Below are 17,866 nucleotides of genomic sequence, written 5' to 3'. Positions count from 1 at the left end.
ACTATGAAATCCATCAAGATCGGCCTGCTGGGCCTGGGCAATGTCGGTTACGGCACGTTCAGCGTCCTGAAACGCAACCAGGAAGAAATCAAGCGCCGCGCGGGCCGCGGCATTGAAGTCGTCGCCGTCGCCGTGCGCGACGTGGCGCGCGCCGAAGCACTGGTCGCCGGCGCCTGCAAGGTCGTCAACGACCCCTACCAGATCGTCAACGATCCCGAGATCGACATCGTCGTCGAACTGATCGGCGGCTACGACCTGTCGAAAACCCTGGTGCTGCAGGCCATTGCCAACGGCAAGCACGTGGTCACGGCCAACAAGGCCCTGCTGGCCGTGCACGGCAACGAAATCTTCGCCGCCGCCCAGGACAAGGGCGTGATGGTGGCCTTCGAGGCGGCCGTCGCCGGCGGCATCCCCATCATCAAGGCGCTGCGCGAAGGCTTGACGGCCAACCGCATCGAATGGATCGCCGGCATCATCAACGGCACCACCAATTTCATTCTGTCCGAGATGCGCGACAAGGGCCTCGATTTCGCCACCGTGCTGAAACAGGCGCAGGAACTCGGTTACGCGGAAGCCGACCCCACCTTCGACATCGAAGGCGTCGACGCCGCGCACAAGGCGACCATCATGTCGGCCATCGCCTTCGGCATCCCGGTGCAGTTCGACAAGGCCTACGTGGAAGGTATCAGCAACCTCAATGCCGTCGACATCCGCTACGCCGAGCAGCTGGGCTACCGCATCAAGCTGCTGGGCATCACCAAGCGCGCCACCGTCAACGGCGTGGAAGGCATCGAGCTGCGCGTGCATCCGACCCTGATCCCGGCCAAGCGCCTGATCGCCAACGTGGAAGGCGCCATGAACGCGGTGCTCGTGCATGGCGACGCCGTCGGCGCCAGCCTGTATTCGGGCCGCGGCGCGGGCGCCGAGCCGACTGCCTCGTCGGTGATCGCCGACCTGGTCGACATCACGCGCCTGGCCACGGCCGATCCGGAACACCGCGTGCCGCACCTGGCCTTCCAGCCGAACGCGATGACCGATATCGCGATTCTGCCGATGTCGGAAATCACCACCAGCTACTACCTGCGCATGCACGTGGCCGACCAGCCGGGCGTGCTGGCCGACCTGACGCGCATCCTGGCCGAACGCGGCATCTCGATCGACGCCATGCTGCAAAAAGAGCCGGCCGAGGGCGAGACGCACACGGACATCATCATGCTGACGCACCAGACGCAGGAAAAGAACGTCACGGCGGCCATCGAGAAGATGGAAGCCCTCAACAGCGTGGTAGGCACGGTCACTAAGATCCGCCTGGAAAACCTCAGCTGAGCGTTTGCAGCGAGCCATGCAAAACGGCGCCCGCGGGCGCCGTTTTTTTATGCGTGATGTTGCCGGATGACGGCGCCCACGCCCATGTGGTCATGGCAAGTAGGTCGGATTAGTGCGGCAAGGCCGCACTAATCCGACAACATTGTTGGCATGGCCGATGGTGCTGTCGGATTACGGCCCTTCGGACCTAATCCGACCTACGCCTACGCCGCTCAAGGCGCGGTGACGGGGCCCACATCCATGCCGTCATAGCTGGCCAGCTGGTTTTCCTGCGCAAACGCCATCAGTTCGCCATTGCGCGCGTGCAGGCTGTCGACGCCATGCACTTCGGCCTTTTCCACGTGCAGCACCCACACGGGCGGTGCCGCCGGGTCGTCGAGTTCCGGCTGGTACAGTTCCACCGGGCGGTAGCCCTGCAGCGCCAGCAGGGTGGCGGCCTGCTCCAGCGGTTCGGACGTGGGGTTGGTGAAGTAATAGCCCCACAGCAGCGGCTGGGACAGGTCCCAGGGCGCGTTCTCGGCGATATTGGCAAACAGTTCGGTTACATCTTCTTTGGTCATCATGGCGCTGCCTTCCTTAAAATCTCAGGACGCGATCTTAGCATCGACTGGCGCCGGGGCGAAATACACGCCGACTTTCAGCCCATGTCCATTCGCCGCCGTCGCCAGTTCCAGGCGCGCGCCGTGCAGGGCCGCGATGTCGCGCACGATGGCCAGGCCCAGGCCGGCGCCGCCCGGATTGCTTTCCAGCGCCGCGCCGACCCGGTAGAACGGCGTGAACACGCGTTCGCGTTCCGCGGGCGGGATGCCGGCGCCGCTGTCTTCCACTTCCAGCACCGTTTCGTTTCCACGGCCGCCCGCGCGCACGCGCAGGATCACGCTGCCGCCCTGCGGCGTGTAGCGCAGGGCGTTGTCGACCAGGTTGGCCACCAGCTCATGCAGCAGCAGGGCCTGGCCATGCACGGGCGCTTCGTCGGGCGCTTCCAGCGACAGGTCGATATTTTTGCCGACGGCGGCCATGGCCATTTCCAGCCCAACCTGCTGCGCCACGTCGCGTAAGGGCACCGTGTCCATTGCCAGGTTCTCGCCGCCATGCTCGATGCGCGCCAGGGTCAGCAGGCGGTTGGCCAGCAGCACGGTCGAATCGGTGGTGACGGCGATCGAGCGCACGATGTCGCGCAGGGCGGCGATGTCCGGCGGCGCGCCCGCCTGGCGGTCGCATTCGCGCATGGCCAGTTCGGCCTGGGTTTTCAGCACCGTCAACGGCGTGCGCAGCTGGTGCGAGGCGTCGGCGATGAAGCGGCGCTGGCTGGCGATCAGCTGCTGCAGGCGCGACATGGAGCCGTTCATGGCGCTCACCAGCGGGCGCATTTCCTTGTGCACCAGCGTGGGATCAACGTCGGACAGGTCGGACAGGGTGCGCGTCTCGACTTCCGTTTTCAGGCGCATCAGCGGGCGCAGCACCAGGCGCACGGCAAACCACACGAGGGCGCCCATCACCAGTATCATCGCCGCCTGCCAGATCAGGGTATCGAACAGGATCTGGTTCGACAGGCCGCGCCGCGCATCCAGCGTCTCGGCCACCTGGATCAGGGCAATGCCGCGCATCGAGTCGTCATACACGGGTTGCAGCAGGGCGGCGATGCGGATCGGCTTGCCGTGGTAGTCGGCATGGTAGAAGCGCACCAGGGCCGGATAATTCTGCGAGCGGGGCACGTTTTTCGGCACGGGCGGCAAGTCGCCATAGCCCGATACCAGCTCGCCATTGATGCCCGTCACCTTGTAGTAGATGCGGCCCAGGGTGTCGGTCTCGAAGCTGTCGAGCGCCACGTAGGGTACTTCGGCCACCACTTTGCCGTTGACGATGGAGACTCTTTCGGCCAGCGCCCGCGTCGACGCCAGCAGGGAGCGGTCGTAGGCCATGTCGGCCGCGTCGAGCGCATTGCGGTACACAAAAACGGCATCGAGCAGCACCAGCATCACCAGCGGGATGAGCAGCCAGCGCAGCAGCTGGCTGCGCAGGCTGCCCAGCGGCCGGCCCTGCGCCCGGCGCCGGCGCAGGCGTTCCAGCAGGGGCGGGCGTGGGGCGCGTTCGGTCATTTTGGCGCGGCCGGCGCCATCGCGCTGCGCGGCTGCAGCAGGTAGCCGATGCCGCGCAGGGTGGTGATGACGGCGCCGTCGGGCGAGCCGCTTTCGACGCCGCTTTCCAGCTTCTTGCGTACGCGGTGGATATACAGTTCGATGGCGTCGAGGTTGGCGTCGTCGGCCAGCGCGAAGACTTCGTCGAACAGCTTTTCCTTCGACACGGCGCGCCCCGAGCGCGTGATCAGCGCTTCGAGCACCGCGTGTTCGCGCGGCGTCAGGGGAAAAGGGGCGCCAGCATAGCTGAACATGCGCGTGACGGTGTCGAAACTGAGGGCGCCGCAGGTGTGGACAAGGGCTTCGTTGCCCTGGCTGCGGCGCAGCAGGGCTTTTACGCGCGCTTCCAGTTCGGCCAGTTCGAACGGCTTGGCCATGTAGTCGTCCGCGCCCAGGTTCAGGCCCTGTACTTTTTCATCGAGGCCGCCGCGTGCCGTGAGTATCATGACGGGAGTCTTGCCGCGCGTGCCGCCGCGCGCGCGCAGGCGGCGCAGCACGTCCAGGCCATCCATCTTCGGCAGGGTCAGGTCGAGCAGCACCAAAGAATATTCCTGCGTGTGCAGCAGGGCGTCGGCATCGGCGCCGTTGTGGGCGGTCTCCACCGTCAGGTGCGCGTCGCGCAGGGCCTTTGCCAGCCAGTGCGACAGCTCCAGATGGTCTTCCACTAGTAATATGCGCATGGTCTCCGCCATTCGTTTGAAACGATACAGTGTAAGCCTGCTGGCGCCGCGCCGACAGGGGCGGCGATGAATAAGTTTGTCCTCCTTGTGGCTGGCGGACGACACCTGTCAGTCTGAAAGCGAATTGAAAGGATCACGATCATATAGTGTGATCCTGATTCATGAAATTGATCAGGCATATCACCAATAACTATATCTAAGGGAGACACTTTACATGAAGAAAACTGCATTCTCGCTGGCCGCCATGGCGGTACTCGCCGCAGCCGGCAGCGCCCACGCCCAGTCGAACGTCACCCTGTACGGACGTCTTGACGCCGGCATCAGCAACACCAGCAACGCCGGCCCGAACAAAAGCTCGATGACGCAAGTGAGCTCCGGCGGCATGAACACCTCGCGCTGGGGCATCCTGGGCAGCGAAGACCTGGGCGGCGGCCTGAAAGCCGTCTTCAATCTGGAAGGCGGTATCCTGGTTGACACGGGTGCGGCCGACGGCGCGCTGTTCAAGCGCCAGGCCAACGTGGGCCTGGAAGGCGCGTTTGGCCGCGTCGTGCTGGGACGTTCGTTCACCACCGTGTACGACTTCGTGCTGCCATTCGATCCGATGGCGTATGCGCCGTTCTACTCGTGGGCCACTTCGGCCAACGCGACGGGGCCGAGCAAATACGGCATGACGACGGCCTTCGACAATATGGTCAAGTATTCGGGCAAGACGGGCGACTTCAGCTACGGCGCATCGTACGGTTTCGGCGAACAGTCGACGGGCAACTCGGACAGCGCCAAGCTGTCCACGGCCGTCACCTACAAGACGGGTCCTGTCAGCCTGCTGGCCACGTATGAACAGGTCAACGGCAACACCATCGCCGGCGGCGCGCGCGACAAGACCACCGTCTACCACCTGGGCGCCATGTATGACGACGGCCCGTGGAAAGTGCAGGCGGCGGCGCGCGACTACAAGCTCGATCCTGCGGCAGCCGGCAAGGCCGACGTGCGCGGCACCCTGTACTGGGGCGGCGTCAGCTACAAGACCACACCGGTCGTCACCCTGACGGGCGTGATCTACTACCAGGACGTGAAAAACGTGGCCGCCAACCTCAATGCCGATCCGATCATGTACGTGGCGCGCGTGCGCTATGCCCTGTCCAAGCGCACCGACCTGTACGTGGCCGGCGCCTACGCCAAGGCCAAGCACAACCAGCTGGTCAGCCTGTCGCGTGACGACGCCGGTTTCGGCGACACGCAGCGCGGCCTGATCGCCGGCATCCAGCACCGCTTCTAAGGCATGACCATGCTGCGCACCGCGTTCCTGTCGTTGCTGTTGTCGTTTGCGCCGCTGCCCGCGCTGGCGGCAGCGGCCGCGCCTGAAGTCGACTGCGTGGTGCCGTCCAAGCCGGGCGGCGCCATGGACCTGACCTGCAAGCTGGCGCAGAAAGGGCTGCTGCAGCCCGATCCGGCGGCGGCAGCGCCGTTCGCGTCGTCGGTGCGCATCAGCTATCTGCCGGGCGGCATCGGCGCGGTGGCGTGGCGCTCGATGGGGTCGCAGCGCCGGCGTGCCGAAGCCAACACCCTGGTGGTGTTTTCGGGCGGTTCGCTGCTGAACCTGGCGCAAGGCAAGTTCGGCAACGCCAAGACGGGCGACGTGCGCTGGGTGGCGGCGCTGGGCGCCGACTACGGCATGATCGCCGTGCGCAGCGACTCGCCCTACAAGAGCCTGGCCGACCTGATCGCCGCGCTCAAGCGCCACCCCGACAAGGTGCTGATCGGCGTGTCCGGCACCATCGGCAGCCAGGACTGGGTGAAGATGGCGCTGGTGGCGCGCCGGGCCGGCATCGACCCGAAAGTGCTGCGCTTCGTGGCGCTGGAAGGTGGCGGCGAGATCTTCACGGCGATGCAGGCCAACTACGTGCAGGTGATGTCGGGCGACACGTCGGAAGCGACCCTGAACGCGGGCGACAGCCATGCGCGTGTGCTGGCGGTGCTGTCGGAAAAGCGCTTGCCCGGCGTGCTGGCCAGCGTGCCGACGGCGCGTGAGCAGGGCGTCGACGTGGTCTGGCCCATCATCCGCGGCCTGTGGATGGGGCCGCAAGTGCCGGAAGCGGATTACCAGCGCTGGGTGGCCACGTTCGACCGTGCGATGGCCACGCCGCAGTTTGCCCAGTGGCGCACGCAATCGGGCATGTATCCGTTCGCGCTGACGGGCGACAAATTGACGCAGTACGTGAACCAGGCAGTCGAACGCTACTCCAGGCAGGCGGCCGAACTGGGCCTGATGCGCTGAATCCAAGAGCAAACCATACAACAATCACAGACGGAGACAAACCATGCAAACCAAAACCATACTCGCCATCGCCCTGGCCGCCGCTTTCGCGGGTAGCACCGGCGCCGCTTTCGCGCAGGTGCCGGCAGGCTATCCGGCCGACTACCAGAAGATCATCGACGCGGCCAAGAAGGAAGGCAAGGTGGTGATCTACAGCGCCACCGACAGCAAGGCCGCCGCGCCGCTGATCAAGGATTTCAGCGCCCTGTATCCCGGCATCTCGGTCGAATACAACGACATGAATTCGACGGAAGTGTACAACCGCTTCATTTCCGAAGTGGCCGCTGGCGGCAACACGGCCGACGTGATGTGGTCGTCGGCGATGGACTTGCAGATGCGCCTGGCCTCCGATGGCTACGCCCTGAAATACAAGTCGGTCGAAGCGGGCAAGATTCCCGGCTGGGCCATGTGGGACGACCAGGCTTACGGCACCACGTTCGAGCCTGCCGCCATCGTCTACAACAAGCGTTTGCTCGATCCGAAGGAAGTGCCGAAGAACCACGACGACTTCGTCAAGCTGATCGCCACGCCGAAGTTCAAGGACAAGGTCACCACCTACGACATCGAAAAGTCGGGCGTGGGCTTCATGTTCATGTCGCAGGACGCGAAGGAATATCCGCAGTTCCTGGCGCTGCAAAACGCGTTTGGCACGGCCAAGGTGCGCGTGCAGTCGTCGACGGGCACCATGATGGAGCGCATTTCGTCGGGCGAAAACCTGATCGGCTACAACGTGCTGGGCTCCTACGCCCTGGTGCGCGCCAAGACCGATCCGTCGATTGGCGTGGTGCTGCCCAAGGATTACACCCTGATCCTGTCGCGCGTGCAGTTCATCAACAAGAACGCGAAGAACGTCAACGCCAGCAAGCTGTGGCTCGACTACATCCTGTCGCACCGCGGCCAGACCATCATCGCGAACGGCGCCAAGCTGTTCGCCATCCGCGCCGACGTCACGGGCGAGACCACCTCGGCGGACCTGATCAAGGAAATCGGCGCGGCCAATGTCAAGCCGGTGCCCGTGCATCCGATCATCCTGCAATTCCTGGGACCTGCCAAGCGCATGGCATTCCTCAAGCAATGGAAAGAAACAGCCGGCAAGAAGTAACGCCGTTCTGGCCGTCCGCAGGCGCGTGCCCGCGGACGGATGCCGTACCCTTCATTCATTGGATTCATCATGCAAACTGCTATCTTGCCGCTGCCTGCACGGTCGCGCTCTCCCTTGTCGCGCCTGAACTGGCCGCGCGGCGTGGTCGTGGCGATCACCATGGTCGCCATTTTCCTGCCGCTGTTCCTGATTTTTTACCAGAGCTTTTTGAACGCGCCGTTTTTCATGCCGGTGCGCGAATTCGGCTTTGATTCCTATCGTTTCATCTTCGATGATCCCGATTTCTCGATGGCCTTCAAGAATGGCCTGATGCTTGCCTGCGGCCTGACCGTGATCGCCGTGCCACTGGGCGGCATGCTGGCCTTCCTGATGGTGCGCACCGATTTGCCGGGCCGCGGCTGGGTGGCGCCGATGCTGCTGGTGCCGATCTTTGTCTCGCCGATGGTGATGGGCTTTGGCTACGTCGTGTCGATGGGGCCCGTGGGCTTCTACTCGGTCTGGGCCAAGGAGCTGCTGGGCTTCGTGCCCTGGAATATCTATTCCTTCACCAGCATCGTCATCATCGCCGGCCTGACGCACGTGCCGCACGTCTACCTGTATGCGTCGTCGGCCCTGAAAAGCCTGGGCTCGGACGTGGAAGAAGCGGCCCGCGTGGCTGGCGCCTCGCCGATCCAGGTGATGCTCAATGTGTCGCTGCCGATGATCATGCCGGCGCTGGCGTATGCGGGCGTGCTGGTGTTCTTCCTCGGCTTCGAGGTATTCGGCCTGGTGCTGGTGCTCGGCGATCCGGAAGGCCATCTGGTGCTGCCGACCTATCTGTACAAGCTGACGAATAAACTCGGCACGCCGTCGTACCACCTGATGGCCGCCGTCGCCGTCTGCCTGGTGATGGTGACCATGCCACTGGTGATGATACAGCGCTGGCTGCTCAAGTCCGCCAACAAATATGTGTCGATCAAGGGCAAGGGCGCGCGCAGCAAGGCGATGCCGCTGGGCCGCTGGAAGTGGCTGGCGTTTGCCTTGCTGGCAGGCTGGCTGATTTTCACCATCATCCTGCCTTTGAGCGGCATCGTGCTGCGCTCCTTCGTGCAGTACTGGGGCGAGGGCGTGCATCTGGCCGACGTATTGACCTTGCAGCACTTCCGCGATATTTTCGACCAGCCATCGCTGGTGCGCGGCATCGTCAACACCATCCTGATCGGCGTCGTCGGCGGCGCGCTGGCCGTGGGCTGCTACAGCTTCATCGCGCTGGCCATGCACCGCAAGCAGGACGGCATTACGCGCCTGCTCGATTACAGCGTGCTGGTGCCGCGCGCCGTGCCGGGTTTGCTGGCCGGCCTGTCGTTCCTGTGGGTGTTCCTGTTCGTGCCAGCCTGGCTCGACGGCATATTGAAAGGCATGGACAACGGCGTGGCCCTGTGGCTGAGCGGCCATGTGATCCCCGTGCTGCGCGAAGTGCGCTCGACGATCTTCGCTCTGTGGCTCGCGTATTCGGTGGTGTGGATGGCTTACGGCATGCGCCTCATTTCCACCGCGCTGTTGCAGGTGGGCCCGGAACTGGAAGAGGCGGCGCGCGCCGTCGGCGCCAACCGTGGCCAGGTGACGCGCGACGTGACCCTGCCGCTGATCAAATACGGCTTGCTGGGCGCCTGGCTGATGGTGTTCCTGATCTTCGAACGCGAATATTCGACGGGCGTGTACCTGCTCTCGCCGGGCACGGAAGTGATCGGCGCCATGCTGGTGTCGCTGTGGGCGGGCGGCTCGACCGATCTGGTGGCGGCGCTGTCCTTCATCAATATCACCCTGGTGGCCATCGGCCTGGGCATCGCGCTGCGCTTCGGCGTGAAGTTACACAACTGAGCCGCATAACTAAATACAAAGACTGAGACCACATCATGAATGAATTGACCGTCAATGAGCTGTACCTGGACTACGGCACCGGCGCCTCCGCCAACCAGATCCTGAAGGGTGTCTCGATGCACCTGAAAAAAGGCGAAGTGGTCGCCTTGCTGGGGCCTTCGGGCAGCGGCAAGACCACCTTGCTGCGCGCCGTCGCTGGCCTGGAAAGCCCGAAGGCGGGCACGATCCAGATCGGCGAGCGCAATGTCTTCGATGGCGCGAAGCATTTCGAAATGCCGGCCGAGCACCGCAACCTGGGACTGGTGTTCCAGTCGTACGCGCTGTGGCCGCACAAGACCGTCTTCGACAACGTCGCCTACGGCCTCAAATTGCGCAAGATGGGCAGCACGGAAATCGCCGCGCGCATCAAGGAAGTGCTGACGCAGCTGGGCCTGGGCCACCTGGGCGAGCGCTATCCGCACCAGCTGTCCGGCGGCCAGCAGCAGCGCGTGGCGATCGCCCGCGCGCTGGTGTACAACCCGCCCGTGATCCTGCTCGACGAACCGCTGTCGAACCTGGACGCCAAGCTGCGCGAGGAAGCACGCGCCTTCCTGCGCGAACTGATCGTGCGCCTGGGCCTGTCGGCCCTGATGGTGACGCATGACCAGGGCGAGGCGATGGCCATTTCCGACCGCATTCTGCTGCTCAATAACGGCAAGATCGAGCAGCAGGGCACGCCGCAAAGCATGTATGAAACGCCGGACACCCTGTTCACGGCCGAATTCATGGGCAGTAACAACCGCCTGCCCGGCAAGGTGGTGCAGCGCGAAGGCAATCAGGTGCGCTTGCTGGTCGATGGCGCCTCCATGCAGGGCGTGGCGCGCGGCGCCAACGTGGGCACGGAGGTGACCACCATGATCCGCGTCGAGGAAGTCAAGATCAGCGCCACGCAGGTCGACAATGCCATCGAGCTGCCGCTGCTGACGTGTATGTACCTGGGCGACCGCTGGGAATGCCTGTTCGAACGCGGCGGCGCCGAAAACATCAGCCTGCGCGCCTATTCGCGCCACAAGCTCGAAGCGGGCAAGTACTGGTTGCACATGCCGGCCGATAAGCTCTGGGTGTTTTAACGTTGGCGAGGTGGCCACCCTGGCCGCCTCGCCCTGCTTAATTCCCCCGCACGACGATTTCCTGCGCTTTCGGTTCGCGCTGGCGCATGAAGCGCACGATGGAATCGACGCTGACGACGTCGATCTGGCGCGTCATGCGGCGCTCGAACGGGTGATCGTCGAAAGCGATATTCGCGCGGAACATGCGCGCGCCCAGGCGCGTGGCGGCGGGTATGCTCAGCGTTTGCGGCGCGTAGCTGGCGCTGCGCAGCCAGGTTTGCGCTTCGGCGCGCGTTTCTATCTTGCCCGGCTCGTTGCTGGCGGCGGCCAGGGTTTCCAGCACCCACTGATTCGAGTTCTGGTATTTGGTGGAAAACGGGTAGGCCAGCATATTGTAGTGCGCCTCATGCAGGCGCTTGGGCGTGTTCGACGTCAGCAGGCGCACCAGTTGCTGCTGCGTATCCTGGCCCGGAATCAGGATCATGCTTTCATACATGAACACATCATCCATGAAGAAATTGCCCAGGCCTTCGTTGTACAGCGACGATTGCGCCGTGCCGCACTCATTGAGTTCATGCACTACCAGCCAGCGGCCCTTCGGGTGGTCGCGCCACGCCAGCGCCATGTGCGAATAGCGCAAATTGTACTTCGACAGGTCTTGCCCGGCGCGCGCCAGCAGCGCCACCTGCGCGCCCGAAGCGTCGAGCGCCTGCAGGGTCTTGTTTGCCAGGTCCATCGATTTGACGAGGGTGGTCGCATCCGTTTGCTTTTCCTCGCACGAGCGTCCCGCATGGGCGGCGCCGGCCAGGGCCAGGCTGATGATCATGGCAGTCAGGCGTTTCATGGGATTCACGCTTTCGAATGGTGGAGGATGGCATTGCCGGCCGCATTCGGCACATAGGCGATGGCCTTGCCCGACAGCACCAGCATGTGGCCCGTCGAGACGGCCACCACATTGACTACCGTGCCGGCCGCCAGCGACAGGCCTTGCGTGGCCTTCTGGCTCAGCTTGACGGAGGCCGTGGCCGCCTGCGAGGCGCCTTTGGCAGCGCTTTTCAGCACGAGGACGCTGCCGTCGGCCACGTCTTCCACCTTGTCGATGATGATTTCACCGGCGGCGGCCAGCACCGACATGGAGCCGACGAGCACGATGGCCGACGCCATGCTGGCGTTGTCGGACGCGTTGGTGGTGTCGGAGTTGGCGGCCTGGGCCAGTGGCGCCATGGTGGCGGCGCACAGCAGGGCGGTGGCGAGCAGATGTTTCATGGAATGTCCGTTCTTCATTGGTGGTTACACTTTGGAGTGGTGCAGCAGCGCCTTGCCCAGTTCGTTCGGGATAAAGGCGATGGCCTTGCCGGACAGCACCAGCATGTGGCCGGTGGACAGCGCCACCACGTTGACCACGGTGCCGGCCGCCAGCGACAGGCCCTTGGCCGCTTGCGTGCTCATCTGGATGGACGCGCCGCCCGCTTCGGACGCGCCTTTCAGCACGATGACGATGCCTTCGCCCACCGTTTCCACGCTGGCGACCACCACCTGGCCGGAGGCGACCAGCATCGACATCGAACCGGCGACGACGATGGCGGATCCCTGGCTCAGGTTTTGCGAGCCATTCGACAGATTCTCGGAGGCGGCGGCGTGGACCCGGCCGGGAGCGGCCACGGAGAGCGTCAACAACGACAGGGACAGGCAGAGGGGCAGCAGGCGTTTCATGTGTTTCTCCTTCAAGTGTGCCAAGTGGCAACGCCATCATTGTAGACTGTGGGCAATTGGTCAATGAAAACGCTACTCGTAGCGGGCAGGCATACCGCAGGTAGCGTATAGCGCTACTTTTTTGCCGCTGGAACCGATGCTATTTATATAAAGGAAGTGCATGCCGCAAACCCACGCCTTGATCGAAGCCTTGAAACGCCTGTTGAAAGCGCGTTCCGTCACGTATGCCGAGCTGGCCCAGCGCATCGGCGTGTCCGAAGCCAGCGTCAAGCGGATGTTTTCGCAAAAGCAATTTACCCTGCAGCGGCTGGACCAGATCCTGGTGGCCATCGGCAGCGATTTCCAGCAACTGGCGCTGGCCGTGCAGTCAGCCCAGGCCGCGCCCACCCTGATCACGGGACTGACGTATGCGCAGGAAAAGGAAATCATCGAGGATACCCGGCTGTTCGTGGTAGCTGTCTCCGCCCTGAACCTGCTGCCGCTGGAACAGATCGTCGCCATCTACGACATCAGCGAGGCGCAAGCCGTGAAATACCTGCTGCGTCTCGACAAGATCGGTTTTCTGGAACTGCTGCCGAATAACCGGGTCAAACTGCTGGTGGCGCGCACGTTTGCGTGGATACCGAACGGTCCTATCCACACGTATTTCAAAAAGGAAGCCTATGGCGACTATTTGAACTCGCAGTTCGATGGTGAGACGGAATTGCTGCGCCTGGTGAACGTGATGCTGTCGAAAAAATCCACGGCGGCCTTGCTCGAACGCCTGAAGCAGGTGGCCGTGGAATTCTCGCAGCAACACCAGGAAGACGCGCGCCTGCCCGGCGAAGAGCGCCTGGCCATCAGCTTCATGCTGGCGGCGCGGCCGTGGATGCCGCGGACGTTCAAGGCACTGCTGCGGCAGTGAGTCGGCGAGTAGGGCGCTCAAGCGGCGAATGTTGCGATTAAGGTTGTTGCTTGTCGGTACTGCCTTGTTCCTCTTTCATCTGCGACAGCAAGCGCCAGGCAAAAAAGCCCAGCACGGCCACGCCCAGCAGCAGTGCGGCCCACAGCGCGGCCAGGCGCCATGGCGCCCCGTCCTTTGTGACGGGTGCTGGCGCTTCTACGCCCCCGTTGGGTTTGAGCGGACCGGCGCTGGCAGTCTTGAGCGCCAGCAGTTCGTCCGCCCTGAAGCCGGGCGCCACCTGCGCCAGCGGTTGCGCAACGGCGGCGGCGTTGCTGTTGCCGAATGCCAGTTGATAGGGCGGCTTGCCGCTGGCCAGGAAAACGACGGTGGCCGGTGTCCAGCCCAGACGCAAGGAGGGCACATTGGCTGCGGGGACAGGATGTTCCGTGGAGGTCTGCAGCACCCATTCGTTTGTTTGCGTCACGGGCATGGCCAGGTCGCCCGAGACCCTTTCTTTGCCATCGAGACCGATGCGGTAAAACGTGGTGCTCAGCAGGGGGTCGAAATACGCGCCTTGCGCGGGACGCGCCTGGTGGCGCAGGTGCAGCCGATGCCGGGGAACATAGCTGTTCTGGCGATACACGCCCAGGGTCACAGGCAGTACCGTATTGGTCTGTGTCAATTGCAGGGCGATGCTGTCGGCGGGAATGGCGAGAGGAGTGGCATAGCGCCATTCATTTGCCTGCTTGCCGGGTGTGCCTTGCAGCACGACGCTGGCGCGCGGCGCGGCGATGTCCGTTTCGCTGACGGCTTGCGCAGTAATCGCCGCAAAGGCCAGCGGTTCGCCTGCTTGCCAGCTCAGGCGCGCATAGCGAAAAGCGCGCGGCGCAAAGGTGATGCTGTCGTTGGCCAAGGTTTGCGTGTCGCTGTTGCTGAGCCAATTCAGGGTGGTGGTGCCGATGGCGTCCCATTGCTTCAGGTCATCGCTCACTTCCAGCAGCACTTGCGCACTGTAATTGTCCGTGCGGGGAGGTGGCGTGAAGCGCAAGGCGGCGATGCGCTTGTCTTGCGTTTGCCTGCCCAGGTCGAGGATCAGCGCTTGCAGCGCCGCCATCGCCGCGGCCGTGCCGGCGCGTGTGCTGACCGACAGCAAGCGGCCATCGTCGGCCGTGCGGATGTCGATGCCTTGCAAGCCGTCGCCAATTGCCGGCGCGCCCGTCACCGGGAAAATGCGCACTGGAATGGCTGTCCGTTGCGTGGCCGATTGCGCGGGCGGCGCGCCGAGGGCATAGGCCAGGCGCTTGCCGTCGGCGTCGAATAGCCGAACGTCGGCCAGGTTGGCCGAGCTGGCGTGCATGTAGACTTCCCTGGGCAATGTTAGCTGCACGACGCCGGCGCCGGCCGGCGACTGGATGGGCATGCTCCAAGCATAGTCCTGTGGCCGGTCCTGGCCAGGCGCGGCCAGCGCGGCGCCTGCCACCAGCAGGCTGCAGCAGATCAATGTGGCTTTCATGCGGCTCCTTGTTGCGGTTCGGCCGGCGCTGGCGCGGCAGCCTTGGGGAAGGGCGCCAGGTAGCCGATCAAGACCATCAGCAAGCCGACACCGACAAAGGAAATGATGCGTTCGATGCCGCCCACGTTCGACAGGTCGATCAGGAACAGTTTCACGACTACCAGTCCCAGCAGCACGGCGCCCATGCTCCATTGCTGGCGCCGCTGCTGGCGCGCCGCATGGCGCATCAGCAGCAGGGCCGTGACGCTCCACACGAGCGACAGCATCGCTTGCACGAACTGCGAGGCCAGCATGGCGTCAAAGGTATATGGCACGCCCAGGTAATGCGACACGGTGCGCAGCAGCATCAGGTTGAACCAGCCATACAGCAAGCACGCGGCCACGACAGGCAGGCGCGCCTGCCACACGGCGGGCAGCGGGATCTGGCCGGCCGGGAATAAACGGTAGCTGGCAATGGCCAGCAGGACGGCAAAGCCCGTGCTCAGGTCCAGCGGATTGAGCAGCGGCAAATAGGGCAGCGGGGCCATGGCGCCATCGTCGAAAATGTTCCATGCGGCGATCAAAAGCAGCGACCATGCCGCCGCCAGCGGGATCAGATACCGCTGGTACCAGTCTGCAATCGGCGCCACTGGCCAGGCGTTCGCTCGGCAGCGGCGGATCAGCAAGGCCAGTACCAGCATCATGGCCCACGCCGGCAAGTAGCGGGCCCAGGCAGGGCTGACCTTGTCTTCATGCTGTGCCAGCCAGGCGTTGACATGCATGGCGCCCACGGGCCACAGCATCAGCCATGGCGCGGCAGTGCGCAGCGTATGCAGCAGGCGCTGCGCCCGCACGTCGAGTTGCCAGCCCGCTTGCGGCCAGGCCCGCAGCAGGTATTCGCCGGCCGCCAGGGCGCTGGCCAGGGCCAGCCAGCTCAAGCCCGTCGGCAGGTAATCGCGCAGGTACAGCGCCAGCAGCATGTTGACGCTCCACAAGCCCAGGCCGAGCCAGGCGGCCACGGTGAACCAGCGCAGCTGCGGCCAGTCGAGGCGCCGCGCCAGGAGGGTGAACGCGGGCGTCGTGACGCACACGGCGATCAGGTACAGCGCCAGCCAGTGTTCGCCCGCGTGCGGCTGCATCGTCAGGTCGCCGTCGATCAGGCGCAGCAGCCAGCTGGTGAAGGGCACGAGGATGGCGGCAAACCACAGCAAGCCGCTCCACACCAGCAGGGGACGCGCTACCAGGGCCGGCAGTTCGTCGCCGCCGCGCGCGCGCAGCGCAAGGAAGCGGGCGCTGGCAAAGGCGGCGGCGCCCAGCAGCAGGGCGCTGAGGAAGGAACCCTGGAACAGGCTGGCCGGGTGCTGGTCCCAGGCCCAGCTGGCGCGGCTGAGCATGACCATGCCGGCCAGCACCTGCACGGCCAGCAGCAGGGCGCGCGGCGCATGCCATTGTTCGCGCCGCGCCAGCACCGCCAGCAGGGCTGCCACGGCCAGCGCGCTGACGGTGAGCAGGTTCAATTGCGTGGCGGCATCCGTGCGCAGCAGGATTTCCGTCCAGATGCCGCCCAGCAGCCAGACCGTGGCGGCCGTCAGGAACAGCACGGACAGGCTGCGCATGAACTCCGGGTGCAAGTGGCTGCCGTGGCGGCGGAAATTGTAGGCCATCACCAGCGCGGCGGCGGCCAGCAGCGTGCAGCCGAGCCAGATGTTGGCGTCCAGGGCCGCTGCCGTATTGAGTTCCTGCATGGCGCCAAGGAAAGCCAGCCAGGCGGCCCCCTGCACCAGCAGACCGAAGACCCAGGCCAGCGTCTGGCGCTGGCGCAAGCCGACCCAGACGATGCCCGCGCCTTCCAGCGCCCAGGCGGCGGAGGTCCAGCGGCCATCTAATGCAAACGGAATGGCCAGGGTGCCGAAGACGATGCCCAGCGCCAGGAAGGCTTCGGCCAGCAGTTTGAAGCCGTTCCTGCGCCACAGCGCCACGGCCAGTCCCGTGTAGGTCAAGCCGGCAAGCAGCGCGGAAAACGCCAGGCCGAAGTCAAAGTGCCGCACCAGGCCATATTGCAGGCCCATGGCCGCCAGCGGCGTGCCGAACACGAGGGTGCCATCCACGTAATGCTTGAGGCGCGGCGCCTGGCGCGCGCAGTAGGCAATCGCGATGCCGATATAGAACAGCACGAACAGGATCAAAAACAGCTGCGTCGACAGATAGTGCTCGGGCGTGTAGCGCAGCAGGCCCCAGGTGGTGGCGACGACAAAGGTAAAGCCAAAGCTCAGCACATTCAGCACGCGCCAGGCGCGTTTCAGGGCGATGGCGAAGACGCCCGCGTTGAGCAGCGCGTAATAGCTGAACAGGCCGATATGGTTGCCGCTGCCCGTCGATACGAGCAGGGGCACGGCAAAGCCGCCGACGATGCCGAAGACGGCCAGCCAGACGGCGTTTTGCAGCACGGCCAGCAAACACGTGAACGCCGTCAGCACGAACAGCACGGCAAATGCCATGCCGGCCGGAATCAGTTCATACAGGCGGAAGGCGCCAAACGTCACCAGCATCAATATGGCCAGCGCCGTGCCCTGCAGCGGCAAGCTGATGCCGGGACGGCTGATGCGGATGCGCCAGGCCCAGGCCAGCAGGGCGATGTCGGCCAGCGCGATGCCGGCCAGGCGCAGCTCGATGGGCAGCGTGACCTGCGCCGACACGTATTTGAGCAGGAAGCTGACGCCGAGGAAGAGGATCAGCAAGCCCAGCTTGGCGACCAGGTTGCCCGTGAACAGCCAGTTCTTCGCCTTGGCAACGAGACCGTTCGGGTGCGCGATCCAGGACGGGGTGTTGGGGACGGCAGGGGCGGACTTTTGGGGGACTGGCGGGGCAGGCGGAACTGGTTTCGGCGGCACAGGTGCGGCTGGCGCGGGGGCTGCTGCCGGTGCTGCCTTCGCCACTTCGGCCACCTTGATCGCAGCGGCTTGGGGCGCGGGTGGGGGCGCCGGCACCGCCACTGGCGCCACGCTGGCAGACGCGGCAGCTGGTGCTTCGGCGCGCCCTTCCAGCGTGTGCAGGCGCGCCTGCACGCTGTCGACGTCCTTGCGCAGGCGCGCCGTCAGCAATTCCAGATCGGCCACTTTCCTGCGGTATTGCAGCACCTGCACGAAGGCGGTGATCAGCAAGCCAAATATGATCAGCGATATCAATCCAAACATGGGGCAGCTTTCCTGGATGGTCAGGGCGAAGGCGCCCGATGTATGCGCACATTACCTTATTATCAAGAAAAAGGCG

General features: G+C 64.5%; 15 protein-coding genes. 7 read left to right on the top strand and 8 right to left on the bottom strand.

What is annotated here, in order from left to right; all coding sequences use genetic code 11:
- Positions 1-3: 3 nt before the first annotated feature.
- The gene (locus tag KO539_RS03325) at positions 4-1,326 is read left to right on the top strand and encodes a homoserine dehydrogenase (protein ID WP_219307318.1); all 1,323 of its coding nucleotides are present in this window, start codon (positions 4-6) and stop codon (positions 1,324-1,326) included.
- 212 nt (positions 1,327-1,538) lie between these two features.
- On the opposite strand, the gene KO539_RS03320 is transcribed toward KO539_RS03325, so the two are convergent.
- Genes KO539_RS03320 through KO539_RS03310 form a run of 3 tightly spaced genes read right to left on the bottom strand, consistent with a single transcriptional unit; the run spans position 1,539 to position 4,144 of the window.
- Positions 1,539-1,889: a ribonuclease E inhibitor RraB gene (locus KO539_RS03320; RefSeq protein WP_219307317.1), complete on the bottom strand. Its 351-nt coding sequence runs from the start codon at positions 1,887-1,889 to the stop codon at positions 1,539-1,541.
- Between the two features lie 21 nt (positions 1,890-1,910).
- On the bottom strand, positions 1,911-3,425 hold the full coding sequence (locus KO539_RS03315) for a sensor histidine kinase (RefSeq protein ID WP_257626090.1): 1,515 nt from the start codon (positions 3,423-3,425) through the stop codon (positions 1,911-1,913).
- On the bottom strand, positions 3,422-4,144 hold the full coding sequence (locus tag KO539_RS03310) for a response regulator (protein WP_077409227.1): 723 nt from the start codon (positions 4,142-4,144) through the stop codon (positions 3,422-3,424). Before KO539_RS03310 ends, KO539_RS03315 begins: the two co-directional genes overlap by 4 nt.
- Before the next feature lie 214 nt (positions 4,145-4,358).
- On the opposite strand from KO539_RS03310, the gene KO539_RS03305 reads away from it, so the two are divergent.
- The 5 genes from KO539_RS03305 to KO539_RS03285 all read left to right on the top strand — a co-directional run bounded on the left by KO539_RS03305 (position 4,359) and on the right by KO539_RS03285 (position 10,529).
- Positions 4,359-5,420, top strand: a complete 1,062-nt coding sequence (locus KO539_RS03305) for a porin (RefSeq protein ID WP_099403680.1) — start codon at positions 4,359-4,361, stop codon at positions 5,418-5,420.
- Between the two features lie 3 nt (positions 5,421-5,423).
- Positions 5,424-6,419, top strand: a complete 996-nt coding sequence (locus tag KO539_RS03300; RefSeq protein ID WP_219307316.1) for a tripartite tricarboxylate transporter substrate binding protein — start codon at positions 5,424-5,426, stop codon at positions 6,417-6,419.
- Positions 6,420-6,462: 43 nt separating this feature from the next.
- On the top strand, positions 6,463-7,560 hold the full coding sequence (locus KO539_RS03295; RefSeq protein WP_176389579.1) for an ABC transporter substrate-binding protein: 1,098 nt from the start codon (positions 6,463-6,465) through the stop codon (positions 7,558-7,560).
- Positions 7,561-7,629: 69 nt separating this feature from the next.
- On the top strand, positions 7,630-9,420 hold the full coding sequence (locus KO539_RS03290; RefSeq protein WP_219307315.1) for an iron ABC transporter permease: 1,791 nt from the start codon (positions 7,630-7,632) through the stop codon (positions 9,418-9,420).
- A gap of 35 nt (positions 9,421-9,455) precedes the next feature.
- Entirely contained in the window at positions 9,456-10,529 is a 1,074-nt protein-coding gene (locus KO539_RS03285) for an ABC transporter ATP-binding protein (RefSeq protein ID WP_046685768.1), read from the top strand.
- Between the two features lie 37 nt (positions 10,530-10,566).
- On the opposite strand, the gene KO539_RS03280 is transcribed toward KO539_RS03285, so the two are convergent.
- From KO539_RS03280 to KO539_RS03270, 3 genes are read right to left on the bottom strand one after another with little or no spacing between them, the layout of a single operon-like run.
- Positions 10,567-11,352: a DUF2145 domain-containing protein gene (locus tag KO539_RS03280; protein ID WP_219307314.1), complete on the bottom strand. Its 786-nt coding sequence runs from the start codon at positions 11,350-11,352 to the stop codon at positions 10,567-10,569.
- 5 nt (positions 11,353-11,357) lie between these two features.
- On the bottom strand, positions 11,358-11,774 hold the full coding sequence (locus KO539_RS03275; RefSeq protein ID WP_219307313.1) for a hypothetical protein: 417 nt from the start codon (positions 11,772-11,774) through the stop codon (positions 11,358-11,360).
- Between the two features lie 24 nt (positions 11,775-11,798).
- Entirely contained in the window at positions 11,799-12,221 is a 423-nt protein-coding gene (locus tag KO539_RS03270) for a hypothetical protein (RefSeq protein WP_219307312.1), read from the bottom strand.
- A gap of 160 nt (positions 12,222-12,381) precedes the next feature.
- Here KO539_RS03270 and KO539_RS03265 point away from each other — a divergent pair, with 160 nt between their 5' ends.
- Entirely contained in the window at positions 12,382-13,125 is a 744-nt protein-coding gene (locus KO539_RS03265) for a helix-turn-helix transcriptional regulator (RefSeq protein WP_257626089.1), read from the top strand.
- A 37-nt stretch (positions 13,126-13,162) separates the two neighbouring features.
- Here the strand turns inward: KO539_RS03265 and KO539_RS03260 are convergent, their stop codons facing one another.
- Together KO539_RS03260 and KO539_RS03255 are read right to left on the bottom strand one after the other, a co-directional pair.
- Positions 13,163-14,617, bottom strand: a complete 1,455-nt coding sequence (locus KO539_RS03260) for a DUF3999 family protein (RefSeq protein WP_219307310.1) — start codon at positions 14,615-14,617, stop codon at positions 13,163-13,165.
- Entirely contained in the window at positions 14,614-17,790 is a 3,177-nt protein-coding gene (locus tag KO539_RS03255) for a DUF2339 domain-containing protein (protein WP_219307308.1), read from the bottom strand. The genes KO539_RS03260 and KO539_RS03255 overlap by 4 nt, the downstream gene beginning before the upstream one ends.
- Between the last annotated feature and the right edge of the window lie 76 nt (positions 17,791-17,866).

This window comes from Janthinobacterium sp. NKUCC06_STL (genome assembly GCF_019345455.1).
GTDB lineage: Bacteria > Pseudomonadota > Gammaproteobacteria > Burkholderiales > Burkholderiaceae_D > Janthinobacterium > Janthinobacterium rivuli.
The sequence above is the reverse complement of the archived record's forward strand: the minus strand, read 5'-3'. Positions and strand labels throughout refer to the sequence as shown.